21 protein-coding genes and 1 pseudogene are annotated in these 26,338 nt (G+C 58.7%); 9 read left to right on the top strand and 13 right to left on the bottom strand.

Annotated features, from left to right (window positions below):
- Positions 1–29: 29 nt before the first annotated feature.
- From C4S72_RS14830 to C4S72_RS14820, 3 genes are all read right to left on the bottom strand, one after another.
- Positions 30–959: a p-hydroxyphenylacetate 3-hydroxylase reductase component gene (locus tag C4S72_RS14830; RefSeq protein WP_104003954.1), complete on the bottom strand. Its 930-nt coding sequence runs from the start codon at positions 957–959 to the stop codon at positions 30–32.
- A 92-nt stretch (positions 960–1,051) separates the two neighbouring features.
- On the bottom strand, positions 1,052–2,218 hold the full coding sequence (locus C4S72_RS14825; RefSeq protein WP_104003953.1) for a p-hydroxyphenylacetate 3-hydroxylase oxygenase component: 1,167 nt from the start codon (positions 2,216–2,218) through the stop codon (positions 1,052–1,054).
- Between the two features lie 339 nt (positions 2,219–2,557).
- The gene (locus tag C4S72_RS14820) at positions 2,558–3,487 is read right to left on the bottom strand and encodes a LysR family transcriptional regulator (protein ID WP_104003952.1); all 930 of its coding nucleotides are present in this window, start codon (positions 3,485–3,487) and stop codon (positions 2,558–2,560) included.
- 124 nt (positions 3,488–3,611) lie between these two features.
- On the opposite strand from C4S72_RS14820, the gene C4S72_RS14815 reads away from it, so the two are divergent.
- The 8 genes and pseudogenes from C4S72_RS14815 to C4S72_RS14785 all read left to right on the top strand — a co-directional run bounded on the left by C4S72_RS14815 (position 3,612) and on the right by C4S72_RS14785 (position 12,392).
- Complete coding sequence (locus C4S72_RS14815) at positions 3,612–4,604, top strand: TAXI family TRAP transporter solute-binding subunit (protein WP_104003951.1); 993 nt, start codon at positions 3,612–3,614, stop codon at positions 4,602–4,604.
- A gap of 59 nt (positions 4,605–4,663) precedes the next feature.
- The gene (locus C4S72_RS14810) at positions 4,664–6,607 is read left to right on the top strand and encodes a TRAP transporter permease (protein ID WP_104003950.1); all 1,944 of its coding nucleotides are present in this window, start codon (positions 4,664–4,666) and stop codon (positions 6,605–6,607) included.
- Positions 6,607–7,920: a sulfatase family protein gene (locus C4S72_RS14805; RefSeq protein ID WP_104003949.1), complete on the top strand. Its 1,314-nt coding sequence runs from the start codon at positions 6,607–6,609 to the stop codon at positions 7,918–7,920. Before C4S72_RS14810 ends, C4S72_RS14805 begins: the two co-directional genes overlap by 1 nt.
- A gap of 10 nt (positions 7,921–7,930) precedes the next feature.
- Positions 7,931–8,386 (top strand): DUF3237 domain-containing protein, encoded by a 456-nt coding sequence (locus tag C4S72_RS14800; protein WP_104003948.1) that lies wholly within the window; start codon positions 7,931–7,933, stop codon positions 8,384–8,386.
- A 277-nt stretch (positions 8,387–8,663) separates the two neighbouring features.
- Positions 8,664–8,819: pseudogene (locus tag C4S72_RS26230) on the top strand (helix-turn-helix domain-containing protein); the annotation flags it as partial.
- A 66-nt stretch (positions 8,820–8,885) separates the two neighbouring features.
- Positions 8,886–9,449, top strand: coding sequence for a hypothetical protein (locus tag C4S72_RS14795; RefSeq protein ID WP_235009156.1), 564 nt, complete (start codon positions 8,886–8,888; stop codon positions 9,447–9,449).
- A 64-nt stretch (positions 9,450–9,513) separates the two neighbouring features.
- A complete protein-coding gene (locus tag C4S72_RS14790; protein ID WP_200826796.1) occupies positions 9,514–11,259 on the top strand; it encodes a SulP family inorganic anion transporter in 1,746 nt (581 codons plus the stop codon).
- Positions 11,260–11,396: 137 nt separating this feature from the next.
- A complete protein-coding gene (locus C4S72_RS14785) occupies positions 11,397–12,392 on the top strand; it encodes a porin (protein ID WP_104003946.1) in 996 nt (331 codons plus the stop codon).
- Positions 12,393–12,961: 569 nt separating this feature from the next.
- Here the strand turns inward: C4S72_RS14785 and C4S72_RS14780 are convergent.
- From C4S72_RS14780 to C4S72_RS14750, 7 genes are all read right to left on the bottom strand, one after another.
- Entirely contained in the window at positions 12,962–14,143 is a 1,182-nt protein-coding gene (locus C4S72_RS14780) for a Bcr/CflA family multidrug efflux MFS transporter (protein WP_104003945.1), read from the bottom strand.
- Positions 14,144–14,244: 101 nt separating this feature from the next.
- Entirely contained in the window at positions 14,245–15,171 is a 927-nt protein-coding gene (gene hpaD / locus C4S72_RS14775) for a 3,4-dihydroxyphenylacetate 2,3-dioxygenase (RefSeq protein WP_104003944.1), read from the bottom strand.
- Between the two features lie 47 nt (positions 15,172–15,218).
- Complete coding sequence (locus C4S72_RS14770; RefSeq protein WP_235009155.1) at positions 15,219–16,436, bottom strand: multidrug effflux MFS transporter; 1,218 nt, start codon at positions 16,434–16,436, stop codon at positions 15,219–15,221.
- A gap of 20 nt (positions 16,437–16,456) precedes the next feature.
- Positions 16,457–17,887 (bottom strand): aldehyde dehydrogenase family protein, encoded by a 1,431-nt coding sequence (locus C4S72_RS14765; RefSeq protein WP_104003943.1) that lies wholly within the window; start codon positions 17,885–17,887, stop codon positions 16,457–16,459.
- Positions 17,888–18,088: 201 nt separating this feature from the next.
- A complete protein-coding gene (gene hpaR, locus C4S72_RS14760) occupies positions 18,089–18,511 on the bottom strand; it encodes a homoprotocatechuate degradation operon regulator HpaR (protein WP_104003942.1) in 423 nt (140 codons plus the stop codon).
- A 208-nt stretch (positions 18,512–18,719) separates the two neighbouring features.
- Complete coding sequence (locus C4S72_RS14755) at positions 18,720–19,772, bottom strand: TRAP transporter substrate-binding protein (protein ID WP_104003941.1); 1,053 nt, start codon at positions 19,770–19,772, stop codon at positions 18,720–18,722.
- A 45-nt stretch (positions 19,773–19,817) separates the two neighbouring features.
- Positions 19,818–20,963 carry an aromatic ring-hydroxylating dioxygenase subunit alpha gene (locus C4S72_RS14750; RefSeq protein ID WP_104003940.1) on the bottom strand — a complete coding sequence of 382 codons (1,146 nt, stop codon included), beginning with the start codon at positions 20,961–20,963 and terminating at the stop codon, positions 19,818–19,820.
- Positions 20,964–21,151: 188 nt separating this feature from the next.
- Here C4S72_RS14750 and C4S72_RS14745 point away from each other — a divergent pair, with 188 nt between their 5' ends.
- Positions 21,152–21,928, top strand: a complete 777-nt coding sequence (locus C4S72_RS14745; protein WP_104003939.1) for a helix-turn-helix transcriptional regulator — start codon at positions 21,152–21,154, stop codon at positions 21,926–21,928.
- A gap of 79 nt (positions 21,929–22,007) precedes the next feature.
- Here the strand turns inward: C4S72_RS14745 and C4S72_RS14740 are convergent, their stop codons facing one another.
- From C4S72_RS14740 to C4S72_RS14730, 3 genes are read right to left on the bottom strand one after another with little or no spacing between them, the layout of a single operon-like run.
- Complete coding sequence (locus C4S72_RS14740) at positions 22,008–23,417, bottom strand: aldehyde dehydrogenase family protein (RefSeq protein ID WP_104003938.1); 1,410 nt, start codon at positions 23,415–23,417, stop codon at positions 22,008–22,010.
- Between the two features lie 38 nt (positions 23,418–23,455).
- Entirely contained in the window at positions 23,456–24,691 is a 1,236-nt protein-coding gene (locus tag C4S72_RS14735; RefSeq protein ID WP_104003937.1) for an MFS transporter, read from the bottom strand.
- Positions 24,688–26,307: a GMC family oxidoreductase gene (locus C4S72_RS14730; RefSeq protein WP_104003936.1), complete on the bottom strand. Its 1,620-nt coding sequence runs from the start codon at positions 26,305–26,307 to the stop codon at positions 24,688–24,690. The genes C4S72_RS14735 and C4S72_RS14730 overlap by 4 nt, the downstream gene beginning before the upstream one ends.
- Between the last annotated feature and the right edge of the window lie 31 nt (positions 26,308–26,338).

Here is a 26,338-nt window from a genome sequence, read left to right as displayed (position 1 = left end):
TCTTGTTTCTCCGCTGGCGTTAGCAGGGCTTACATAATCGCCGTCAGCACCTTGCGGAAGGCGTTGAGTTCGCTGTCGCTAAACTGGCTGAACACCTTCTCCTGCTCCTGGGCGGCCAGGTCCCAGAGTGTTTCCGCCTGCTGCATTCCTTTTGGCGTGATTCGGTAGCAGTTGTCGGCCAGGCTCACCAACCCCTTGCGCTGCAGGATTTCGGCGGCGTGCTCGATCTCCTGGCGTGGCATGTTGACCTCAGCGAGCAGGTCGTCGATGCAGAGTTTTCGATCCTGCTCCAGCACGATCAGCATGCGTGCTTCGCTGGTCTGCAGGCCGGTGGAGAGCTGCAGCGGCTGGTAGTCGTTCTGGTAGGCGCGTACAGCCTGGGTCATCAGGTAGTAGAAGTTGTTATTGAGGCGGCCTTCCAGCACTTTCATACCGGGTGCTTCGTCTTCGCTGGTCGCCGGGCGCTGGTGTGGCATGACCACGGAGTAGCTGCCCTGATGGTAGACCAGCGGTGCGCGACCGATATCTTCGAACGCAACGACCTTGCCGATTAGTATCCAGTGATCGCCGCCTTCGATGATCTCATATTTCTCGCACTCAAAGACTGCGGCACAGTCTGGCAGTATGGCAGCTTGGCCTGCGCCGGAGCCATATTCTATGCCTGCGAACTTGTCATCGCTGGAGCGGGCGAAGTGGTTGGAGAGTTCGATCTGATCGGCTGCCAGGATATTCACGGCGAAGTGGCTGGCCTGCTCGAACACCTTGAAGCTACCTGAGCGTTTGTCGATGCTCCACAGAATCAACGCCGGATCCAGTGACACGGAGTTGAAGCTGTTGGCGGTTACGCCGACCTTTTCGCCATTCGGTGCGGTGGCGGTGATGACGGTGATGCCGGTGGCGAAATTACCCAGGGCGCGGCGAAAGGCTTTCGAGTCGAAGGATGAAACCTGAGTGTTCATATCTGATCCTGAAATCTTGGCTGGGACGTGGAGCCGGCAGCATCCGGCTCACCTCCGTTATTTTTATAAGGGCGAGGGGCAGGCTGCTGTGATCAGAGCAGCGTCGGGTCCGGTTCCAGGCCCAGCAGTTCGCGGCCGATGATCTGGGCGCAGACGTCGTAGTCTGTGTAGGCGTGAGCGGCGGTCATATTGGATTCGCGCCACAGTCGCTGGCCTTCGCGCTCCAGGTACCAGTTAGAGCCACCCATTACGGCCCAGAGGCGGTTAACCGCTTCAACACACATCTTGATGGCGTAGGCCTGGTTGGTGCGCCAGTGAGCCAGGGTGTAGCGGTCGGGGTATTCATGGCGCTCACCGTACTCTTTATGCTCCTGCCAGGTTTTTTCCAGGTAGGCGCGGGCGGCGCACACCTGCTGATAGGATTCGGCGATACGCAGCATCGGCGGGATAGAACCGCCTACTTTGGCGCCGGTGTAGGCACGTACGCGGTTCTGGGTAACCTCGCGGAACACCTCTACCATGCGCTCGGCAACACCCAGGCTCATGGCTGCGAAGCCGCAGGCGAAGTAGGGGCGGTAGGGCGTGTGGTAGATCTTGCTGTCCGGGTAGAGGGAGCGGCCCACGTGGCGGCCTTCCATCATATCCTTGGCCGCCTGGATGCGGTGTTCCGGAATGAAGACGCCCTCGATACGCGCGGTCTTGGTGCCGGAGCCCTGCATGCCAGCGGAGAACCAGTCATCGATAATCTGAAAATCGGCCTTGGGTATCACGGCGAAGCTGTAGATCTTCTCGTCGTTCACCATGCGGTTCAGGCCGACGATGATCCAGTCGGCGTAGTCCACGCCGGAGCTCCACTTCATGTCGCCGGTGAAGGTGATGCCGCCTTCGGTTTCCTCGTATCGGCCAAAAGGTGCGATGGAGCTGGAGGCAACGACATCCGGGTTTTCACCCCAGAACTCTTCCTGAGCCTGCTTTCCGAACATCGCCATCTGATGGTTATGGGTGCACAGCAGGCTATAGGCCCAGGCGGTGGAGCAGCAGGCGCCCGCCAGGGCGGCGATGCATTCGGTAAATTCCGGCAGGGACATTTCGAGACCGCCATAGGCTTTCGGCAGGAACGCGCGGTTCAGGCCTATGCCGTGCAGCATGGCGATATTTTCTTCCGGTACGCGGCGAAGCTCTTCGGCCTTGGAGGCGTTTTCACGAATAGCGGGCAGGATTTCCTGAAGCTTTTCCAGCATAGGGTTGGGCTGTTTCATTGTCTGATCTCTTATTGTTTTTAGAGAGGGTGCGGCGCGGCCTAAGGGGTAAGCAGCGGCAGCAGCGACCTGTTGGAATCATTATTACGGCGGGGTGTTGTGTTGAAAATGTAATAAACAGGTTAAAGATTGTACTTTTCTGTTTTTTTGGTGCCGGCATCCGGCTTTTTTTGTGTGCCGGCTTCAGGAGGGGTGAGAAAAGCCGATGCGAACAAGCCTGGCGCGAGTTGCACAGCCTATCTCGGAGAAACAGTCACAGCAGCGAAAATCCGGGGGTTACGGAAACCCGGTACTTAGTAAATATATTAAATAATCGTCTCTTTGGATTTTTCAGGGTGTTTAACGGGACTGGAAACTGGCGCGTTCCAGGTCGGCAAAGATCTCGGTGACCACGGCGAGAAAGGTGATATAGGCGGGGTGGTCGACCACCTCTTCACGGGTCCAGAGGTAAAGGTTGCGGTGTACCACGGCACCCAGGTCCACTTTGAGTTCAACCAGGCCGTAGTCGGGGCCGATGGCGGTCAATGGCAGCCGTGGCAGCACCGCGAGATGACGGCCGCGAGCCAGCATTTTGATCAGCATGGCGGCGTCGTTCTTGAACGCTACCTTGGTGCGCAGATGCTTGATCCCGCCCGACAGGAGCAGTTCAAGTACCTGGCGTTCGAACGGGCTCGCCAGCCCCAGGGTCAGCCAGTCGGCGGATTCAAAGTCGCTGATATTGAGCTTTTTCTTCTTCGCCAGAGGATGCTTTTCGCTGCAGTAAACGCCGATTACATCTTCCGCGATCTGGCGGCGCAGCACGCCGCTGATGGGTCGGTCGTGGGGGGCTGGGGCGATGACCACATCGTGCTGGTCGTCCAGCAGTTCATCCAGTGCCACCGCCGGGCGTGCGCTGCGGATCGTCACCGCGTTATTGGGCGCTTCGGCGGTGACGCGCTCGATAATATCGGGAATCACCGCAAGCCCAATCAGCGGCCCCGCCGCAATCCGCAGCTCCTTCTTCAAGCCAAGCTGATAGCGCGATAGCTGCTCCTTGGCAATTTCCATGGTGCGGATAATCGCCTTGCCTTCACGGGCCAGCGCTTCGCCAATGGGAGTACCGCTGACGCCGTAGCGGCTGCGGCTGAACAGCTGGGTGCCGGCCTGCATCTCCAGGGTGGCCATGGCCCGGGTGAGGGTGGGCTGAGCCACGGCCAGATATTCGGCGGCGGCGCTGATCGAACCTTTCTCAAGAATGGTCGACAGGTAGATCAGGTGTTTGGCTTCCACGGCTGCTTTCTCTTCTTGTTATTCATTTTTGTCGGTTTGGTTTGGCAAAACTTCATTGTACACATGGAAAGTGCGTCGGTAGATTAATTGATGTCGATCAAAACAAATACAAAATGGAGTCGATATGAAAATCCCTTCCCGATGGGTGCGTAATAGTTTCTGTGCTGTTGTGGCCGGTCTCGCAGTCAATGTAGCCCAGGCAGAGCAGGTTGCTATGGAGACTACCGGCTCGGCCAGCGTACTTTCAGTAATCCCCCAGGCGATGGCGTCTCACTGGGCCGCCGATGGCGTGGACCTGCAGCTGATTTTGAATCAGACGTTGACGAAATCCCTGCTCAAGCTTGGCCAGGGCACTCTCGATACGGCGATTGTTCCTCCTCTGGCGTATAACGCCCTTTCCAACGGCTCGGGCCCCTATGCTGGCCTTGGCGATAAAGCCGTGACTCTGTCAAAAGATGTTCGTGCACTTTTTGCCATCCCCGGCAGCCCCTTCCATCCGATCGTCTGGGCCGACTCTGGCATCAAGACCTGGGCTGATGCGAAAGATAAACGGATCTATATCGGCCCGCCGGCGGGTGCCGCGAATAAGCAGCTGATAGCGCTGACCAAGGAAGGTGGCCTGGAAGAGGGTGAGTATGAGCCGGTCAAGGCGCCCTGGGGAGCCGCGAACCAGGGCTTCCAGGATGGCCAGTATGACGTCTATATCGGCGCCTTTGGTCTTGGCTCTCAGGTGCTCACAGAGTTGAGCCTCTCCCGCGATGTTTACTTTCTGACGCTGGAGGAAGATACCGTCCCACCCAAGGGCTGGGGCCTGACCAAGGTGGTGATCGAGCCGGGCACTTACGCCGGCCAGACCAATGAGAAACCAGTTACGACCTGGGGCACGCTGATGATGATGGCGTCACGCAAGGATCTTTCCGACGACATTGCTTACCAGCTGACCAAAACCTACATGGAAAACCGCGCAGCCGTGGCAGAAACCAATTCTCTGCTGAGGCTGCTGCCGAAAACCGGCCCCTTTGATGGACTGAATGCGCCACTGCATCCCGGTGCCGTGCGTTATTACAAGGAAGTCGGTATCGAAATCCCCGCAGAGCTTCTGCCGCCGAGCGAATAATTTCGTCACGCATCTGACCAGTTCGGGGCGACGCCGTTGCCCTGGCTGAGGGAGTTAACATGGTTTCCTTGAAATCCTTTACCAGCCGTACGCTGTACTGGCTGACGTCAGCCCTTTGCCTGGCAGTAACCGTTTACGGCCTGGCAAATGTGATGCCCGCCATCGGTGATTTCCGACTCGGACCCTTCGAGATGGTGTTCTTCCGGGCAAGCTTTTTCGCACTCTGCATCCTGGTGGTCACCCTGGGCGTGATTCGTGGCTCCAGCGGTTCGCTCGGTGATCGCATCCTGTCGGTGATGGCGGCGATCTGCGGTCTCGGCATGCTCTGGTCCTGCTGGTCGTTCTACCAGGTGAGCAGCAAGCTCGATGAGGCGATGTTCCTGTTCGGTGCCCACGAGATGTGGATCGCGCTGATCGCAGCGGCCGGAGCGCTGTTCTTCTGCTGGCGCATCTGGGGTATCCCGGTAGCGCTGCTGGGTATTTTCGGCATCGCCTACATGGCTACCGGGCATCACTGGCCGGGCCTGCTTCAGACCGTGAATATGGGGGTGACCGAAACGCTGGCGCAGAACCTGCTCTACAGCCTGGACTCTGGCATCCTCGGCAGCACCTTCTCCATCGTGATCACTACGGTGTTCCCGTTCATTATCCTTGGCGCGGTGCTTGAGGGTGTGGGCGCGGGCGACTCGATGATCCGTATCGCATTCTCCTGGATGCGCCATACCGCCGGTGGTCCTGCCCACGCTGCGGTGCTCTCATCCGGCCTTTTTGGCACGGTCTCCGGCAGTGCGGTGGGCAACGTTGTGGGTACCGGCGTCGTGACCATCCCGATGATCAAGAAGCGTGGTTTCACCCCCAATTTCGCCGGCGCCGTTGAAGCGGCGGCTTCGACTGGCGGCCAGATCATGCCGCCCATCATGGGCGCGGCAGCGCTGGTGATGGCGGACTTCGTGGGTGTCAGTTACCTCACCATTATCATTGCGGTGCTGGTGCCGGCGATCGCCTACTACGGCAGCCTGTTTGCGATGATCGTGTTCGAGTCCCGTCGTCTGGGCATCAAGGCAGAGGACACGGCCGATAACGGCGTTGAACAGCCAACGCGCCAGGACTACCTGAACCTGCTGCTGATTTTTGTTCCGCTGGGGCTGATCGTTGCGCTGCTGATTATGGGGCTGTCACCCTCCGGTGCCTCCATCTCTGCGCTGGCGCTGCTGTTCCCGCTCAGCTTTATCAACCCGGAAGTGCGTCAACAACCGGTCAAGCTGATCAAGAGCCTCTGTGCCGGCGGTAAGACCTTCTCCCAACTGCTGATGGCGATTGCTGCGGTCAGTATTGTGATCTCGGCGCTGTCGGTGACCGGTGTACCGCTGAAGTTCGGCATTCTGCTCAGCAGCATGGTGTCCGATTCACTGCTGCTCTCCCTGGTGGTCGCCGCGTTCTGCTGCATCGTGCTCGGCATGGGCATGCCGACACTGCCGGCGTATGTGACGGTAGCCACCATCGCGATTCCGGCTATGCAGCAGCTGGGTCTGGAGCCGCTGACCGCACATATGTTTGTGTTCTTTATCGCGGTGGCTTCGGCGATCACACCTCCGGTTGCGATCGCGGCTTTTGCGGCGGCGAGTATCTCGGGTGGCGGCCCTATCGGTACCTCGTTCCAGGCATCCAAGGTGGGGATCATGATCTTTGCGATCCCGTTCACCTTCGCCTTTAACCCGCTGTTGCTGACCGTAGCTGATGCCGGTGTGGAATTTTCGCTGCTGTCCTGGCTCTGGCTGCTGGTGAAGCTCGTGATTGGCATCCTGCTCGTAGCGAGTGCGCTGAGTGGTTTTGATAAACGTGCACTCAAGCTTGCTGAAATTTTGCTCCGCCTGGTGGCTGCCTGCTTCCTCTTTGCCCCGGGCATGTTCATGGATCAGATCGGTGTGGGCCTGACATTGGTATTGGTGCTATGGCATCGCCGCTCTGACTGCAAACTGTATCGAATGAAGGTAACTGGCTGATGACTAACATCATTTATATCGTCGCTGATGATCTTGGCTATGCAGACCTGGGCTGCTACGGCGGGCGTGAGGCCCAGTTTGGCCAGGTTTCTCCGAACATCGACAAGCTGGCGGAAGAGGGGATGCTGTTCCTTGAAGGTTATTCCAACTCGCCGGTCTGCTCGCCGACCCGCTTTGCGCTGATGAGCATGGCGTACCAGTATCGCCTGCGCGGCGCGCTGGAAGAGCCGATAAACAGCCGCAGCAAGGGCAGCGACACCCTGGGTCTGCCGCCGCATATTCCGACGCTGCCGTCTCAGCTGCAGAAGGCTGGCTACCACACCGGGCTGATCGGTAAATGGCACCTGGGTTATCCGCCGCATTTCGGCCCGCGTCGCTCAGGTTATGACGAGTTCTACGGCATCATGGCCGGTGGTGTCGACTACTTCAGCCACCGCAGCGGCAAGGGCGATCATGATCTCTGGATCAATGAAGAGGAGCATGAAGAGATCGGCTATCTGACCGATCTGCTGTCGGACCGGGCGGTAGAGTTCGTGCACCGCCGCGCCGATGCAGCTGATCAGAAGCCGTTCTTCCTCAGCCTTCACTACACCGCGCCTCATTGGCCCTGGGAGACCCGCGACGATGAGGAGCTGGCCGACAAGATCACCACCCTCTATCACCTGGAGGGCGGCAACATTCACACCTATCGCCGCATGATCCATCACATGGATGAGGGTATCGGCCGCATCATGGAAGCGCTGGAACAGCATGGTCTGAGCGAAGACACGCTGATCGTGTTCACCAGTGATAACGGCGGTGAGCGCTTCTCCGACAGCTGGCCGCTGGTGGGCGGCAAGATGGACCTGACCGAGGGTGGCATCCGCGTGCCCTGGATCGTGCGCTGGCCGAAAGCAGTCAAGCCCGGCACCGTCAGCATGCAGCACTGCATGACCATGGACTGGTCACGTACCCTGCTTGAGGCGGGCAACGGCGAGATCGACCCCGAGTACCCGGTTGACGGCGTCTCCCTGATGCCGGTGCTGACCGGCGAGAGCGAAGGCTTCGAGCGGCCGCTCTACTGGCGCATGAAGCACCGGGATCAGCGTGCGCTGCGCCTTGGCGACTGGAAATACCTGAAGGTCGATGAGCACGAATATCTGTTCAACATCACCAACGATGCCCGGGAGCGTGCAAACCAGGGGCGTTTGCAGCCTGAGCGCCTGGAAGCGATGCGTAACCAGTGGCTTGCCTGGAATGAAACCATGCCGGCGATCCCCAGTGACGCCACCGTGAGCCTGGTTTATAGCACCGCCGACATGCCACAACGTTAAGGAGTAATGGATGTATCCGGAACTGAAACACTTTGCTGAATTGAAAATCCAGGTCGACCAGCCCCAGGAAGTGGGCAAGGCGCAGCATGGGCAGCGTCGCCTGATTCCGATTCTGGGTGGCAGCGTTAAAGGCGACGGATGGACCGGTCGTGTACTGGCCGGTGGCGCTGATCACCAGTTGATCCTGACACCGCGCATGGCGGACCTGGATGCCCGTTACGTGATCGAAACCGACGCCGGTGATCACATCTATGTGCACAACCGGGCGATCCGCGTGGCAGCACCTGAAGTGACCGACCGCCTCATCCGGGGCGAGCCAGTAGACCCGGCGGAGATCTATTTCCGCTGTACGCCCTGGTTTGAGACAACCTCGCCGGCGCTGTCGTGGATCACCGAGCGGCTGTTTATCGGCACCGGTATTCGCCGGCCGGAAGAGGTAGAGCTGCAACTGTTTGAAGTGTTGTGAATCTTGGGGCTGCGCATGAGCCCCGAGCGTAAAGAGGGTTGGACCTCAGCACCAATTGTCGGCCTTGAAGAGCTCACCACTCTTTTGCCTGTTAGCCAAGGCGATATTCCCTGAGAGGTCAGTGGGATTTATTGCGGGGCTATTCAGGCGGGCCGACTTTTTTACCATTTTTCCTCAAGGATTATTGACTGAGAGAGTTGCCGTAGCACTGCGTTTTATGGGCAGGGACTTTTGTTAAAAAGAAAACGCTTTATATATCCGTTTTGGGGTGAAAATAATGACAAAAATAATAGATTCACTTGCAAGAGGAATGCGGGTTTTGGATGAGTTGCACAAGCGGCGTACTTCATCGCTCGCGGAGCTGCACAGGGCAACCGATATTAATAAATCCACGTTGCTACGTATTCTTAAAACACTGGAAACTGCCGGTTGGGTAAATAGAGTGGACACGGGCTCTCAATATTCGCTTTCTTTTCCCCGGGAGTCCCAGCGCAGTGATATGACAAGGCTCGCGTCGATTCGCGCATCTGCAGCCGATATCTTTCAGGAGCTTTCGCGCGCACATCGCCTTTCGCTGGTGGTATACGCCCGGCACGAATTACAGATGTCGGTGCTCTGGAGTGCACCGCACCCGCAGGGAGACCAGGCGGGGCAGGCTGACCGCTCGATGCTCTTTTCGGCAGCAGGACAGTGCTATCTGGCTTTTTGCGGTGAGCAGGAGCGCAGCTGCCTGTTGCAGGAGTTGGGCCCCGCGGGTGGACGAGAGTCGCTGCTGTTAGCACGGGACCGGCTCTGGCTGCCGCAGATGATCGAGTCCACGCGCAAGCGGGGCTACGCCCTTTATGCTGCGCCCTCGGTGCAGCTGGGTGGAGGTATGCTGAGTGGAGGTAATAAGGCGGCTGAAGAGCTGGCCGTACCTATCCTCATCGCGGGCGAACTGGTCGCCTGTATGGCGGTTGCCTGCCTGGATGACAAGCCCAGAAACGTGCCGATTCCAGAGCGGGATCTCTATCCGATTGCGCAGCGTGCTGCCGGAGATATAGCCAGTCGGGTCCCGGCTTGAATAGATAAAGGAGCGGGCCCTTTTTGTAAGCAGGGCGGTGTTACTCAAGGGTGAGATATAGTAAATGAGTGCGGTGATTAAACTGTCCGGGCGCCTGCCTTTCCTGATCTGGCTCAAGCAGAGCAACCGGTCCACGCTGGGCGCTGATCTGATCGCGGGCCTCACCGGTGCGATACTGGTATTGCCCCAGGGCGTGGCCTACGCGTTTATCGCCGGATTACCGCCGGAATACGGGCTATATACCGCCATAGTGACCGCCATAGTGGCCAGCCTGTTCGGCTCCTCTCACCATATGATCTCCGGCCCGGCAGCGGCAATTTCGATTGTCGTGATGAGTGTGGCTAGTGCCCACTCTCAGGGAATGGGTGTTGAGCATTACGTCGGTACCGTTCTGGCAATCACGCTGCTGGCCGGGCTGATGCAGCTGGCGCTAGGCCTGTTGCGCCTGGGTAACCTGGTGAACTTTATCTCCCACACCGTTGTGATCGGTTTTACGGCCGGCGCCGCGCTGCTGATAGCGGCCAGTCAGTTAAAATATCTCACCGGTATCGCTGTTGAAGGTGGAGCCTCGTTTGTCGGCGGGATCGTTCAGATCACTGAGCGGATCTCGGCTCTGAACCCCTACTCACTGGGCGTTGGCCTTGTCACTCTGGTTGTCGCGCTTGTGGTGAGAAAGATAAACCGCCGTTTGCCTCATCTGCTGCTGGGGATGCTGGCGGGAAGCCTGCTCTGTTACTGGATCGATGGTGCGGCCAGGGGAGTCGAGTTGGTGGGGGCTCTGCCCGGCACGCTGCCGCAGTTTGCGCTGCCGAACCTGTCGTTTGAACAGGTGCAGTCGCTGGCTTCGGGTGCGTTCGCCCTGGCGATGCTGGGGCTGATCGAAGCGGTTTCCATCGCCCGCGCCATAGCCCTGCGTTCGCATCAGAGGATCGATGGCAACCAGGAGTTTATCGGTCAGGGGCTCTCCAACATCGTCGGCAGTTTCTTCTCCTGTTATGCCGGCTCCGGCTCGTTTACACGCTCCGGTGCGAACTATGATGCAGGCGCACGTACTCCGTTGGCAGCCGTTTTCGCGGCGCTGGGGCTGGCTCTGATCATCCTGACCCTGCCGTCACTGACCGCCTATCTGCCGCTGCCCGCCATGGCAGGATCGATACTGCTGATCGCCTGGAACCTGATCGACTTCAAACATATCCGCGGTATCTTCAAGGCCGGTCGCAGCGAAGTCCTGATTCTGTCGGTCACGTTGCTGGCTACGCTGCTGGTTGAGCTGGAGTTTGCTATCTATATGGGGATTCTCACCTCCCTGGTCAGCTACCTGATGCGTACCTCCCAGCCGCGAGTGATTGCGGTGGCGCCCATCGGCAGGGAAGGGCGGCGATTGCTGCGCAATGTGGAGCGCTACCAGCAACCGCAGTGCCCGCAGTTGCGGATCGCGCGGGTGGATGGCTCGCTCTATTTCGGTTCAATCAATCATGTGCAAACCTCACTGCGTGCAGTGGTCGACACCTCACCGGAGATCAGGTGCCTGATCCTCAATGGTAAAGGGATAAACTTCATCGATCTGGCCGGCATGGAGTACCTGGCGCAGGAGTGTCGTTACATGGAGGGGAAGGGGGTTCAGCTGTTTATCAGCTCATTGAAAGGGACCGTCGTTGATGAGCTGAAGCAGAGAGACTTTCTTGAACATATCGGCGTTGAGCGCTTTTTCGATACAACGGATAAAGCGATATCCGCCTGTGAAAACAGGCTGGATAAAATCCGGTGCGTTAATTGTGATAAAAATATTTACAGGGAATGTCCTTGTTAATATTAATTGCCTGATAATAATTTAATAAAAATATAAATATCATTTTACAGAGTGAAATATACGATTTTAAAAGCATTTAGATAAATTAATATATTGGTACAACAATAATTTAAATTACCTTCCAAGAGGTTGTGCCAATGAAAAACAAGTTTACCGGTCTGACGCTTTCCGCACTGTTTACAGCTGTCCTTGGTGCTAATGCTGCGAATGCGGCGAAGCCGGAAATTCCCCTGCCTGAGTTCACCATGTTTACAAGCCTCGGCGTACTCAATGTTGAGGACAAGGATTATGATCCTGAAGCATTCGAGGCGGAGTTTGGCTTAAAAGGTCTGGTTAAACTTGATGAGTTTAAAATGCTCTACGTCCTCAATGTGGATGTCTCCGATGCGATCAACAGTGAAGACACCGGCGGCAGCGCTGGCGAATCGGATATCCACGTCAAAGATGCCAAGGTGATCTTCCCGACCCAGTACGGCACCTTCGTCCTGGCACCCCGCGGAGCCAGCGGCCAGCTGCGTGACCTCTACAGCAATATCAATATATTCGAGTACAACGAGACTCACTCAGGCAAAGTCACGCCGACCGGAATGGCGGGAATTTTTGGTCAGGCCGACGAGGGACAGGATATCCTGGCGTACGTGACACCCGCCTTCTACAACATCAAGTTTACCGCATCCGCCCTCTCGGTACGTGAAGCCAACGATAACGAGATCGATGTTAAATCCTTCCGTCTTATCTATGATGACGGCGCGCTGCACCTTGGCGCCGGTCTCGTTATCGCCGATGAGGCGATGGCCGGGGCCGATGACGATTATAAGCGTGCCGCCTTCAGCGCCGGCTACCGTTTCTCCAACCTGGACCTGGGCGCCACCTACGAGATCAATACCGATACCTTTGGCCCCGCCGGCGACTATGATTCCTACGGTCTGACCGGGCGCTATCACTTCAGCAACGGCTACTCTGCCGCCCTTGGTTATTTCAATAAGGACTCCGATGTGGATGCCAACGACAACGATGGTGTCGTGGTGCAGGTGAAGAAAACCTTCAACGCCAATGTGGCGGCTTGGGCTGAGGCGGGCAGCTACGATATCACTCCGGACAACTTCGCCGTCGGGGTTAATATTAAGTTCTGATGCTTTCCCCGTAACGGATTTAGGGCTCGCTGCTTAACCCCTTCAACATCGGGCCCGTCACAAAAAAACGCCACCTGGCCCGGACCTGGTGGCATTTTTTGTGGTTTGTTGTCGCTCTTAAACCACCTCCCATGGAGGTGGTGATCGTTTAGTCGAGGCTATGCCTTTCTCGTGACGTATCGATAACGGGGCTCGATGTCTAGTGGCTATCTGAGCGCAGCAATCCATCCCCTTTGGTGCAGCCGAGCATCACAGGCTGAAAGAGAGATAAGGGACAGGCTGTTTGAGCAGCAACGCTGCGACTTATGTTGAGGGAAAGCCTGTCCCGCTCTTTCAGACGAGAAGCGCAGGGAAGTCGGCGTAGCCGACCAAGCCTTAGGGGCGGTTTGGGATTGCAAAGGGACTTGTCCGCACAAGTCTCTTTGCTCGCCAGCAGCCGAGACCGGCCTAAAAAAGGATTCGGATTTGTGTGATCCCGGCATTCGTCGGTAGGTTTATCCAGGCTCCCTTATAGGGAGCTTGATGCAAAGCCACCTGCCATGCAGGTGGATTTTTATTTCCCTGTCAGCTCAGCGCTTTTCCCGCGTCAGCATCAGTGCCCCGAGAGCGCCCAAACCGCAGCAGCCGATCAGCAGGGTCATCGGCATGGGCGTACCGTCGTGAATGGCGCTGGCCAGGGTGCTGGTTAGCGCTCCCAGGCCGAACTGAACCGAGATACCCAAGCCGGCCGCAGCACCCGCCTGTTGCGGATAGTGCGACAGCAGGCTGGCCATGCAGTTGGAACCGATCACGCCGGTGACACCGATAAAGCCAAGCAGGCCGATCACGATCAGCGCCAGGCCTCCCACCTCGAACAGGCCTCCGACCATCAGCAGAATACCGGACAGAGCGGCGCAAATCGTGCCCGCGAACAGTAGCGGTTGGGTGCCGACATGTCTGACGAAGCGTGCGTTAAGCGTGACGAAAAAGATTACCCCCGCGATATTCAGGCTGAACAGCCAGGCGTACAGCTGAGGTTCAAGACCGAAATAGCCGATATAGATAAACGGCGACGAGGTGATATAGGCGAACATGCCGGAAAAGGTCAGCGACATGCAGAGGATATAACCGATGGCGATCCGGTGGCGGGCGATGCGGAAATAGGCACCAAACACGCTGGCAATACTGGCATTGCGGGAGGCGCCGACGTTGGTTTCAGGCACCTTCCAGGCGGTAAAGGCGAGGGTGATCGCGGAAAAGAGTACCAGCGTGATAAACAGCGAGCGCCACCCCAGCAAAATCAGCAGATAACCGCCCAGCAGAGGTGCGACCAGGGTCGCGATCATCGTGACCAGGTGCATCAGCGAGAGCACCCGGGCGGCTTCATTCACGGGAAAGAGATCACGTACCAGTGTTCTGCCGATTACCGCTGCGGCCGCACCGCCAAGCGCCTGGATCAGCCGGAATAGGACGAGCTGGCTGGCATCGGCGGCCAAGGCGCAGCCGAGGCTGGCAAGCACGTAGAGCGTCATGCCACCCAGCAGCAGGCGTCTGCGGCCATATTTGTCGGAGAGAGGGCCGTAGAACAGCATGCCGATAAACAGGCCCACCAGAAACATACTGATGGTTAGCTGAATCTCCGATTCGCTGCTGGAGAGATCTTCAGCAATCAGCGGTAAACCGGGGAGGTAGAGATCGATCGAAAGGGGGCCAAATGCCTGGAGTGCTGCAAGTAGAACGATAAGACGGTGAGGGTTTGCGATTACTTTCATGCCATTCCCCGGCAAAGACAGGGCCCGCGAATGCGGGCCCTTCTACCATACACAATAAAGCGAGCCAGATGCTCGCAAGCAACTGCCTGGTCAGTGCTTACTCAGAGGCGGCTTGCCCCCGCTGCAAATTCCCTGGTAATGGAAGCCTGAGGCCCGGGGACTGCGTCGCCGGACTGATCGGTCACCGGGAAGATCGCGTTGATCTGGCCAGTGCCGGAGCTGCCGAAATAGGGGGTGATGATCTCGGCCGGCTGGTCGTAATCGGACCAACCCAGGGCGCCCAGCATCATCGCAGTATCATGCATGAAGCCTTCGCCATGACCCTTGGCAGCGTATTCCGGCAGCATATCGCAGAAGGTTTTCCAGTCGCCGCGCTTCCACATTTCGACCACTTCATGGTCCAGGGTCTCAAGGAAGGGGCTCCAGATCTTGTTGGCGAACTCGGGTGCCTGGCCGTTCTGGGCAAAGCGGTGTGACAGGGAGCCGCTGGCGAAGAAAGCGACGGTGCCGTCGTAGTGCTCTTCGATCGCCTTGCGCATCGCCCAACCGAGGCGGGCGGAATCGTTAAGGTAGTGCACGCTGCACAGGGCGGACACGGAGATCACCTTGTAGTGGCGGTCCTGGTTCATGTAGCGCATCGGTACCAGGGTGCCGTATTCCGGATCCAGCGTGGTGTTGTCATGGGCCAGGGTTTCCACACCCTGCTTGTTGCACTCCTGGGCGAGAATGCGGCCCAGCTCCGGGTTGCCGTCGATCTCAAACTCCATGTTGGAGATGAAGTGGGGCAGCTCGTTACTGGTGTAGTTGCCGGCCCAGTGAGGCGCGCAGTTGATGTGATAGTTAGCGTTTACCAGCCAGTGGGTATCGAACACGACAATGGTGTCTACGCCCAGTTCACGACAACGTCGGTCGATCTCCTTATGACCATCGATGGCGGACTGACGGCTGCCTTTCTGGGGACCGTCGAGCTCCGATAGGTACATGGAGGGGACATGCGTTATCTTTGCGACGAGTGCCAGTTTGCCCATGAAAAATTCCTCTTATTCTTAGTAGGTTTATTGTAATTGAGCAGTTGCTAACGGGCCTGGTGACCAAGGTTACCCTGATGTTTCATCGCCAGGGAATGGGCGAACAGTGCCGCCACGGGTGCCAGACAGATACAGGCTGCGATCGGCAGTACTGTTTCACCGAGTAACAGTGGCATCAGCTGTGCGATCGCCGCGCCGGCGAGTAACTGGATAAAGCCCATCAGGCCGGACGCCGTGGCCGCCGAGGTGGGCGAACAGCTGATGGCCGCCGATTGCGCGTTGGGTTGGCTCAGTCCGCGGCCCAGGGTTACCAGCGCCATCGGCAGGAACAGGGCGGGGTAGTTGAGGACGTCAGCCAGGGTAAAACAGAGCAGCGTGAAGCCGCCGGTCAGCGAGAGCAGATTCCCCATCAATACCACCTGATCGACGCTGGCGCGTTTTGCCAGCCGGGTGGAGAGGAAACTGCCCGCCATGAACGCCAGCGATACCGTCAGGAACCAGGTACCGAACTCGGCCGAGTTGCCGCCGAGGCGGTCGACGATATAAGGCGCAGTACCGACAAACATGTAAAAAGCGGCCGCGATACAGGTCGTCGACAGCGCATAACCGATATAGCCGGCGGAGTTGAAAACCGCGGCATAGCGCTCGATCACCGCCTTCAGCTCCAGGCTGTCGCTTTTTTTAGTGCAGGTTTCCGGCAGTCGAAGCGCGGCCATCAGGAAGGCGACACTGCCCATGGCCAGCGAGACAAAAAAGACGCTGCTCGATCCGGCCCAGAGGTTCAGGTAACCACCGATGGTGGGTGCCAGAGACTGGGCGATGGCAATCGCCATGACGATGTAGCCCATGCGAGCGGCGGCGCCCTCGCGGCCGTAGATGTCGATAATGATCGTCCTGGCCAGCACCATCGCGGCGCTACCGCCAAGCGCCTGAAGTACGCGACCGCCGATCAGCGTGACAACATCCGGTGCGAAGGCTGCGAGCAGGCTACCCAGCGTATGCAGGCAAAGGCCCACGAGCAGGACCGGACGACGGCCGAAGTGATCCGCCAGAGGGCCGGACAGCAGTTGCCCGAACGCCAGGGTGAACAGATAAGCGGTAAAGCTCAGCTGAATCACCCCGATGTCTGTTTGCAACTCGCGGGCCGCATCCGGCATCGCAGGGACAAACAGGTTGAGCGCCAGGGGGCTAGCCATGGCGATCAACGTCATCAGCGCGATGGAGGGTGCAGGTGCGGCCGTAGTGGTGGTCATAGCGGCGGTCATAGCGGCGCTCTTGGTTCGACTTAGTTGGGGTCGCGGATAACCAGCAGGCGCAGCTCGGTCATATCTTCGATGGCGTAGCGCACGCCCTCGCGTCCAAGGCCGCTGTCCTTCACGCCACCGTAGGGCATATGGTCGACGCGCCACGAGGGCACATCGCCGATCACAACGCCGCCGACCTCAAGCTCATCCCAGGCTTTCTGGATCTTGTAGATGTCGCGGGTGAAGATACCGGCCTGCAGGCCGAAGTCGGAGTTGTTGACCTCTTTCAGTGCCGCATCGAAGTCGCGGAAGCTGGACAGGATCGCCACCGGGCCGAACGCTTCCTGGGTATTCACGTCGGCATGCTTCTGCACATTCTCCAGCAGTGTCGCCTGCAGCATGGCGCCATTACGTTCACCGCCGGCCAGCAGGGTTGCGCCTTTTTCCAGCGCATCGACCACCCAGTTATGCAGGCGGGTGGCTTCCTTATCGGAGATCATCGGACCGATAAAGGTATCTTCGTTTTTCGGATCGCCGCTCTTGAGCGCATTGACCGCAGCGGTGAGCTTCTCGCGCACTTCAGCGTAGAGGCTTTCATGCACGATGATGCGCTGCACGCTGATGCAGCTCTGGCCGGATTGGTAGTAGGCGCCGAAGACGATACGGGTGACGGCATCGTCGATATCCGTGCCTTCGTCGACGATACAGGCGGCGTTACCGCCCAGCTCCAGTACCACCGGCTTTTTGCCGGCACGGGCCTTGAGATCCCAACCCACTTCCGGCGATCCGGTAAAGCTGAGCAGCTTGAGACGGTCGTCAGTGGTAAACAGGTCGGCGCCATCGCGACGGCAGGGCAGAACAGAAAAAGCGCCCTTAGGCAGATCTGTTTCCGCCAGGATCTCACCGATGATCAATGCGCCGATCGGCGTAAGGCTGGCCGGTTTGAGGACAAAAGGGCAGCCTGCTGCGATGGCCGGGGCCACCTTGTGTGCCGCCAGGTTCAGCGGGAAGTTAAACGGTGAGATAAATGAACAGGGCCCGATCGGCACCCGCTTCCACATGCCGGTGTAGCCTTCGGCGCGGGGACTTATATCCATGGGGATCACTTCGCCACCGATGCGCACCGCTTCTTCAGCGGCGATGCGGAAGGTATCGATCAGGCGAGTCACTTCGCCGCGGGCATCCTTGATCGGCTTGCCGGCTTCGATACACAGGGCTTCGGCCAGCTCTTCGAAGCGCTCCTCGAAGCGTTTTACGCAGTGATTCAGTATCGCCTGACGCTTGTAAGCCGGGAGCTTACGCATGGGTTCGGCGGCAGCATCGGCGGCGGCGATCGCCTGGTCGATGGCGTCGGCGTCGGCGAGGGCTACGCGGGTTGCAACCTCTCCAGAGTACTTGTCATAAACGGCCAGATCCTGGTTAGGAGCCTGGGCTTCGTTAGCCAGGAAATAGGGGTAGGTCGCGTTAAGCATGTGAACTCTCTCCGGCAAGTCGTCGCGGGAGGTGTAAAGGAAAATACAGGCGCAATTATTCAGGGAATAAGCGCATATTTTTTCCTGCTGTCACCCAAAGACTTCTTATAGTTAATATGTTAAGTAAAGACTTTAGATAACATGTTAACTAATGTCAACATGTAGATCGGATGCGCTTAAATCGAAGAGCGCAGGGAAAGCTCAGGGTTTAATCTGACAGACTTTCGTCAGCAGCGTGTGCAGGGTCTGCAGGTCTTCCGGCGTCAGCTGGGCGGCCAGATCCCGGTAGCGCTGTTCCAGGCGCGGACTCAGTTCCGCAAACATGCTCTTGGCCTTGTCGGTGAGGCTGATCAGTGTACGGCGCTGGTCTTCCGGCGACTTGCGTCGCTTGATGTAGCCCTGCTGCTCAAGACGATTGATGATGCCGGTAAGGCTTGGGCTGAGGATGCAGCACAGGTCCGCAAGCTGCTTGGACTCGAGCTCTTCATGCTCGTTCAGCGCCCGGATCACCCGCCACTGCTGCTCGGTCATCGGTATCTCCTGAAGAATCGGGCGGAAGAAGCCCATGGTCACTTCGCGCGCTTTCAGCAGTTTCAGGGGGATCGAGTCGTCGAATTTACGCATAGATGGATACCGTACCGGTGGCCAGGTCCGAAGGCGGACAGGGGATATTTCATTCATATATAACGGTCGGTATTGTTATTAATATATTAACTAATGTCCATACTTGCGGACGTTGTTTTAGCCCGAAGCTGTGCTCTTCCCGAAGTGGCATCCAGGCAGAAGACAGAGGCCTGGGCGTGTCGCTTTTGGCCTCTGTCGATGAGCTTTATCAGCGCGATGCGGTGGCGCTCTGTTTAGCCTGGTAGGCCTGGGCTGCATCGCGGAACGCCTTCAGCGCTGCCTGTGCGTCTACATCAATATCGCTGACGCTATCGATCCACTGCTGATCCAGATCGGCGGTGAGCTGACGAAACTCGCTGACCATGGGATCATCCGCGCCAACCTGCTGGATGGTTACCTGGTATTTCTCCGCCTCGGCGAGGCCGTTTTTATCGGACTGATCCCAGGCCTTGCCGGCCAGCGCCGAGAGTCGCGCGCCGGACACATCCATGATCGCCTGGCGATCTTTGTCTGACAGCTGATCGAGGAAATCCTCGTTGGCGACGATGGCAAAGCTGCCCAGGTACAGGCCTCCTGGCATCAGAGTCAAGTGGGGTGCGACCTCAGCGAGACGGAAGTCTTTTTCGCTGGCGGCGGGCATAAACACGCCGTCGACGATCCCCTGCTGCATCAGCTCATAGACCTTCGGCCCCGGTGCGCTGACCGCGGTTACGCCCAGGCGTTCGCCGAGCTCCTGCTGGATACCGCCGCCCAGGCGTATCTTCTGACCCTTGAGATCCGCCAGTGATTCCAGCGGCCGTTTGCTGAAGATCTGCCCCGGCCCATGGGTGAATAGCCCCATCAGTTCAACACCCGAGTGTTCTCCGGCATCGGCGAAATACTGCTGGTACACATCCCAGTAGGCGGCAGAGGCTGCTTCAGCATTCACACCCAGGTTTGGCAGTTCCACCATTTCGGTGAGGCGGAAACGCCCCGGCACATAGCCGTGGAAGCTCCAGGTGGCGTCCGCAACGCCATCTTCCACCAGGGTGAAGTAGGAGCTCTGGTCGCCCAGACCATACTCAAGCTTGATCTTGACCCGACCCTCGGTGGCCTCTTCAATCCATTTGCCCCAGGTGGGGAACACGACGCTGTTCTGCACATGGCCCGGAGGACCTGCGGTGGCAACATGCATAACGATCGGCTGCTCGGCATAGGCGCCAAGGCTCGCCGTTAATGTCAGTGTGGCCAGGGCGGTGGTCAGGCTCGTCTTGTTCAGCATAGTGATTACCTTTTTATTGTTGTTTTACGATGATGTCTGCTGGGTTCAGGCCAGGGCCTGCACAGGCTTGGCGACCTGGGTCTGGGGATTAGCCTGGGAATCTGCTTCACGCTCGGCGGCTTCCGCCTCGGCGCGTCGTTTCAGGTAGCGGCGCATGGAGAGGCTGGCGGAATCCGCTTTCAGCGATATTTCAAAGAAATCGTCATCGTCACTGCGTGATGCCAGTAACTCCTCCATGGCTTCAAGTCCGACTACGTCTTCGTTGAAGGCCGCCATCAGCTGTTCATGCATAAACTCGGTGACCTCGTTTTCCTCCCGCGCAAAGTTGCGGCCGTGGACTACGAAATAGTGAGTTGAAGTGGCGGTTTCCGGGGTCGGAATATGTGCGGTCTTGATGCGCTGGTCCGGTCGCTCCGCCTCGCTCAGCGACACGTCGTAGAACTCGGCATGGACAATATGCAGCGCCGGGGAGACGAAGTCCGAGGTGGTGATACGTGCCGCGTCCTTACCTTCAAGCCCCGTCGGCTTGGCCCAGACTGGGGGCAGGCGCGTGGGGACTACATAGCGTTTGAGCAGGAAGCGATCCTCACCGATATCGGTATCGAACTCGGCGCGGGCATAGTCGGGGGTACCAAAGGTGTTGGCGTGCAGGAAGCTCAGGTGGGTCAGGTCCAGCAGGTTTTCGTGCAGGTAGACGTAGCTGGCCTTGAGCGGCATGTAGTCTTCGGAGGTAACCCAGCCCTCTTCGAGCATAGGCATCGCCGGGATCTTGCTCAGGTCCGCTTCTTCCGGCTCACCCATCCAGATCCAGATGATCGGCCCCTGCTGATGCAGCGGGTAACTGCGGATCGAGATGCCGGCGCAGTTGCACTGTGAAGGCACTTCGACGCAGACGCCCTGGTCGTTGTAGCGCAGGCCGTGATAGCCGCAGACCACTGTATCGCCGTCGAGAGTGCTGCGTGACAACGGAAATGAGCGGTGGCCGCAGCGGTTATCCAGAGCCACCGGCGTGCCATCCTCCTTGCGGAACATGACGATCTGGCGGCCCAGCACGGTGCGCGGCGTCAGCTCGCGGCTCAGCTCGCGGCTCAGCGCGACCACGTACCATTCGTTGTAGATAAAAGGGGTTTCGCGGTTGGCGAGGCTGCGTCCGGCCTTCTGGGCGTTACGCTGGACTCGTGTCAGTGACATGGGGCTCTCCTCTATTCTTTTTATTGATCAGCCGTTAGGAGCACGTTAGCGGAGGGCAGGGGGGAGGACACTCACAAGATATTGTGAGGCTCGAAATTAGCAACGGCGCATGCAATACTGCGAGGGCCTGTCTGCGCCAGGAATCAGCGTGGCGCCTATAAAAATAACAACTGCACTAAGGCCGTTAGATGACTTCAACATCCCAGCAGTGGCCGGTTGATCAACTGATCGCCAGCGTCGGTCAGCGCCGCTTTGATCAGGCGCTGAGCCATAGCATGCACCGCCTGACGGGTGCGGATCACTGTGTCCTCGTCTCCTATCCCTCATTCAAGAAAAATCCCTACACTCTGTTCTCTGCCGGCCAGATCCATACCGGGCTGGCGCAGGAATGCCGACGCCTTTATGACGAGGTGTATTACGAGCGTGATCCCAACCTGGCCTGCCTGCAGGGACGTGAGCGCAAGATCGGCATACAGATCCGCCAGCAGCAGGTTGAGGAGCTGGATGACCGGGAATACCGCCACCAGTTGATGGATCGTTGCGGAATCCGCGAAAAGATCGCTTTTATGGGTGTCAGTAATGGTCAGCCCTTCTGCCTCAACCTCTACAGGCTGCATGAGCCGTCACGCCGCGCGCTGAACGCCCAGCCGCTGGAGGAAAACGGCGCCGTGTTGGCGGCGATTCTGGAGCGTCACATCACCTTCGCCGGTCAGCAGCAGGTGACCTTTGATTTTCCCTGGGTGATGTCGCGTCTGCAGGGCGCCTGCGGCGATCTGCTGACCGCACGCGAGCTCGATGTGGGCGCGCGTATCGTGCTCGGCTATAACTCGGAGGCCATAGCGCTGGATCTGGGTATCAGCGTCAACACCGTGCTGACCCATCGTCGCCATCTGTACGAGAAGATCGGTATAGGCACGCAGAACCAGCTGTTTGCGCTGGTGGTGGAGGGGCGGCTGCCGTTTTAAGCGGGCAGCCGCTTTAACTAAAGGGATAACTAAAGGGATAACTGAAGGGGCAGTTAAAGGGGGAGGTGAAGAGACAGCTCTAGCGGTTACAGTTGATGATCTGCAGCTGGGTATATTCCAGCAGACCGTCGATGCCAAACTCCACTCCCATACCTGAGAGCTTGCAGCCGCCAAAGGGCACGTGCGGCAGCACTTCCGCATGGCCGTTGATCCACACCGTACCGCACTCCAGCTGGCGCGCGACCTGGTTGGCCTGTTCCAGATCCGGCCCCCAGACCGAGCCGCCAAGGCCATAGCCGCAGTCGTTGGCCATCGCGATCGCTTCGTCCAGGTCCTGGTAGCGGATCACCGGCAGGGCGGGGCCAAACTGCTCCTCATCAACAAGGCGTATTCCGTTGCTGACATCGGTTACGATAGTGGGCGGGTAAAAATAGCCGTCTCGCTCCAGTGCCTGGCCGCCGCAGAGAATCCGTGCGCCCTGTGCCCTGGCGTCTTCCACCAGCTCGCTGACCACACCCAGCTGCCTGGCGTTCTGCACCGGGCCAAAGGTGACGCCCTCGTTGAGACCGTTATCCAGCACCTGGGCTTCAGACAGGGCGGCCAGTTTGTCGCAGAGCGCATCGTGCAGGCTGTCATGCACATAGAGGCGTTTCAGCGCGGCACAGGTCTGGCCCATGTTGAGGAAGGCGCTCTGGAAGATCCCTTCGGCGACCGCATCGATATCGGTGCCGGGCAGTACGATCGCCGCATCGTTACCGCCAAGCTCCAGGGTCAGGCGTTTCAGGTTGCCGGCCGCATTGCTCATGATGTTCTGACCGGTGGGGGTAGAGCCGGTGAAAATCACCTTGTCGATAGCGGCGTGGCGGCTGATCGCCTCGCCGATCTCGCGCTCGCCGGTGACCAGGTTGACCACGCCGGCGGGCAGTGCCTCGTTGATCAACTCAACCAGACGCAGGGTGTTCAGCGGCGTCAGCCCCGAGGGTTTGCAGACCACTGTGTTGCCAGTGCGCAGCGCCGGAATGATATGCCAGATGGCGATCATCAACGGCCAGTTCCAGGGCGTGATGGAGGCCACCACACCCAGTGGCTTGCGGTGCCCCTCGACCCGCTTGTGTTCGCTGTCCTCGATCACCTCAACCGGAATCTCAAGGTCGGCATTGTAGCGGGTCCAGGCCACGGCGCCGCCGACCTCGACCTGGGCCAGGAACAGGGGTTTTCCCTGCTCCTGAACGATGATGCGGGCCAGCTCATCGGCATTGGCCTCGATCGCATCGGCGATCTTGTGCAGCAGGGCGGTGCGCTCAGCGTCGGGGACCTGACGCCAGCTTGTAAACGCCTGGCGTGCTGCGGCCACGGCCTGGTCCAGCTGTTCAACTGAGGCGTATTGCCCTTGGGCGAACGGCTGTTCGGTGGCAGGGTTGATCACGCTGAAGGCATCGGCCTGTCCGCTCAGCCTGTCGCCATTGATAAAAAGAGTGCAGGTGTTCATTGAGTGCTCCTTCATTAACTTGCCGTGGATGCCGGCGCTCAGCTCATTACTGCCAGGCGGGCTTCTTCATCGGTGCGTTTTTTCACCGGCGCGGTTTCGGTCAGGAAGCAGGCCAGCAGGGTCGCCATCAGAGAGCCGGCCGCCGCGATCCACATCACGATCTGCAGGCCATACTTGTCGGCGGCGAAACCGGCGATGGTCGGCGTTACGAAGCCGCCAAACAGCTCGCCTACGCCCATGATCAGACCGAGTGCCGTTGCCACGCGGGCTGCGGACACGGTTTCCGCCGGGATGGTGGCCATGAACAGGGTGAAGCAGCCCAGACCCGTGTAGGTCAGGAAGACCAGCGGCAGCATGGCGCTGGGAGAGTCCACGTAGAGCAGCACCATCGGACAGGCGGTGGCGATCAGCGAGAACAGGATCAACATCGGTTTGCGCCCGAAGCGATCCGAGAGCGCCGAGATGATAAAGCCCCAGGCCATCCAGGCCACACCCAGGCTGCCCATGATGCCGCCCATGGTCTCAGGGCTATATCCCTTCACCTGCATCAGGTAGGTAGGAGTAAAGCTGATCAGAGTGATGAACCAGGAGATATAGAAGCAGGAGATCAGCACACAGAGCAGAATGTTGCGGTTCTTCAGCAGGCTCATGTAGCTGGCGTGCGGCTCCTTGGCATGGCGTTCAGCGATATCTTTATGCGCATGCTTGTTGCGCACAAACAGGGCGATCAGCACCGCGATGATCAGGCCGGGGATAATGGTGGCATAGAACGCACTGCGCCAGCCGTAGGTGGTGGCGAGCCAGATCAGTACTGGCGGTGCGATAACCGCACCGATCAGGCCTGGCGCTGACGCGTTGACCAGGCCCATGTTCAGGCCGCGGCGTTTTGGCGTGGAAGCCGCTGCCAGCAGGCTCTGGGAGATCGGCAGTACCGGCCCCTCGGCCACACCCATCAGGGCGCGGAACAGCAGCAGGGTGATAAACGAGGTCACCATGCCGGAGAGTGCGGAGAACAGGGTAAAGGCTAGCACCGAGATAATCAGAATCAGCTTTTTCGATTCCTTTTTATCGGCGTAATGACCGAGCGTCGCGCCCGAGATCGCCCACATCAGCGCGAGTGTTGAGGAGAGCATCCCCAGGTGTGAGTTATTCAGGTTCAGCTCTTCCGAGATAAACGGGAACAGGAACGAGAGCGCCAGGCGATCGAAAAACACGAAGCCAAAGCAGACAAACAGCACGATCAACAGGCGGTTTTCGTAGGTATTGACCTTCATGCTGCTACTCCACTGTTGGTTTTGGCTTTGGCCTCTTCAAGCACAAACTCAGCGCAGCGTTCGGCGATCATTACCACCGGCGCGTTGGTGTTGCCGGATACCAGTGTTGGCATGATCGACGCATCGGCAATACGTACGCCGCTGACGCCGTTGACCGCCAGGGTAGGGGAGACCACCGCTTCGGGGTCCGATCCCATACGGCAGGTGCCGACCGGGTGGTACACGGTTTTCGCGTGGCTGCGTACATGTGCCTCGATCTCGGCGTCGGAAATTTCCGCCTCCGGTGAGGGTTTGAGCTCCTGCTCGATCACCTCGGCCAGAGCCGGAGAGCGCAGAATCTTGCGGGCCAGGCGAACACCGCGTACCAGCGCATCCACATCGGCCTGCTCCGAAAGCGCACCGCTGTCGAACTGCATAGGATCATCCGGGTTGGCACTGCGCAGACGTACCGAACCGCGGGATTTGGGCCTCAGGAAGCAGGGGTTCAGCGAGATGCCGTGACCTGCGAGCGGCTCACGGTCCACGTCGCCAACCAGGGTGGGCAGCACATGAAACTGGATATCCGGGCGGCCTTCGCCATTGGTGTCGACAAAGCAGCCGGACTCCACCACGTTGGAGGTCAGCAGACCATGGCGGAACAGTTTCCACTCGATACCGTGCTTGAGCGCCTTCAGACCCTGATCGTTGCCGAGCAAACTGATCGGCTTGCGGGTGCGTCCATACACGGATACCTCCAGGTGATCCTGGAAGTTCTGCCCCAGCTGCTCTCTGACCGCCAGCGGCTGAATGCCATGCTTGGAGAGCTCTTCAGCCGGGCCGATGCCGGATAGCATCAGGATCTTTGGTGTTGCCAGGGCGCCGGCACAGAGGATCACCTCTTCATTGACGGAGACGGTGACAATCTTGCCTTCGCCGTTGCGGTACACCACGCCGGTGACTCGCTTGTTGTCATCGAACAGCAGCTTGTGCACATAGCAGCCAGTCTGAACTTCCAGGTTCGGCATCTTTTTCGCTGCGGCGAGATAGGTGCTGGCGGTGCTGCCGCGCTGCCCGTTAAAGGTGGTGGTGTGGTAAAAGCCGACGCCGGACTGGTCTTCGCCGTTGAAGTCATCGTTGTACTTCAGGCCGCACTCCTGTGCGGCCTTGACGAAGGCGAGGCTGAGCGGATGGCGGAAGCGGGTATCGCTGACTCGCAGCGGGCCGTCGGTGCCGTGTAGTTCTCCGCCAAGGCGCATATGGCCTTCGGCCTTGCGGAAGGCGGGCAGAACCTGATCCCAGCCCCAGCCGGTGCAGCCCTGCTGCTCCCAGTCATCGTAGTCCTGGCGCTGGCCGCGGATATAGATCATCGCGTTGACCGAGCTGCCGCCACCGAGGGTGCGTCCCTGGGGCACGTAGGATACACGGCCGTTAGCGGCGGGCTGAGGATCACTTTCGTAGACCACGGTGCGTTTGCTGCCGATCACCTTGATGAAGGTGGCGGGCATGTGAATGAACTGACTGTTATCGGGCGGGCCATCTTCAAGCAGCAGGACCTTTTTACCGGCCAGGGTTAGACGGTGTGCAACCACGCACCCGGAAGAGCCGCCACCGACGACGACGTAATCTGGCTGATTCATAGCATTCTCTCTTTATTATTTTTGAACGGCG

The sequence above is a fragment of the Marinobacterium lutimaris genome, from assembly GCF_900108065.1.
In the GTDB taxonomy this organism is placed as follows: Bacteria; Pseudomonadota; Gammaproteobacteria; order Pseudomonadales; family Balneatricaceae; genus Marinobacterium_D; species Marinobacterium_D lutimaris.
Note: the sequence above shows the minus strand (reverse complement) of the source record. Positions and strands in the feature narration are given on the sequence as shown.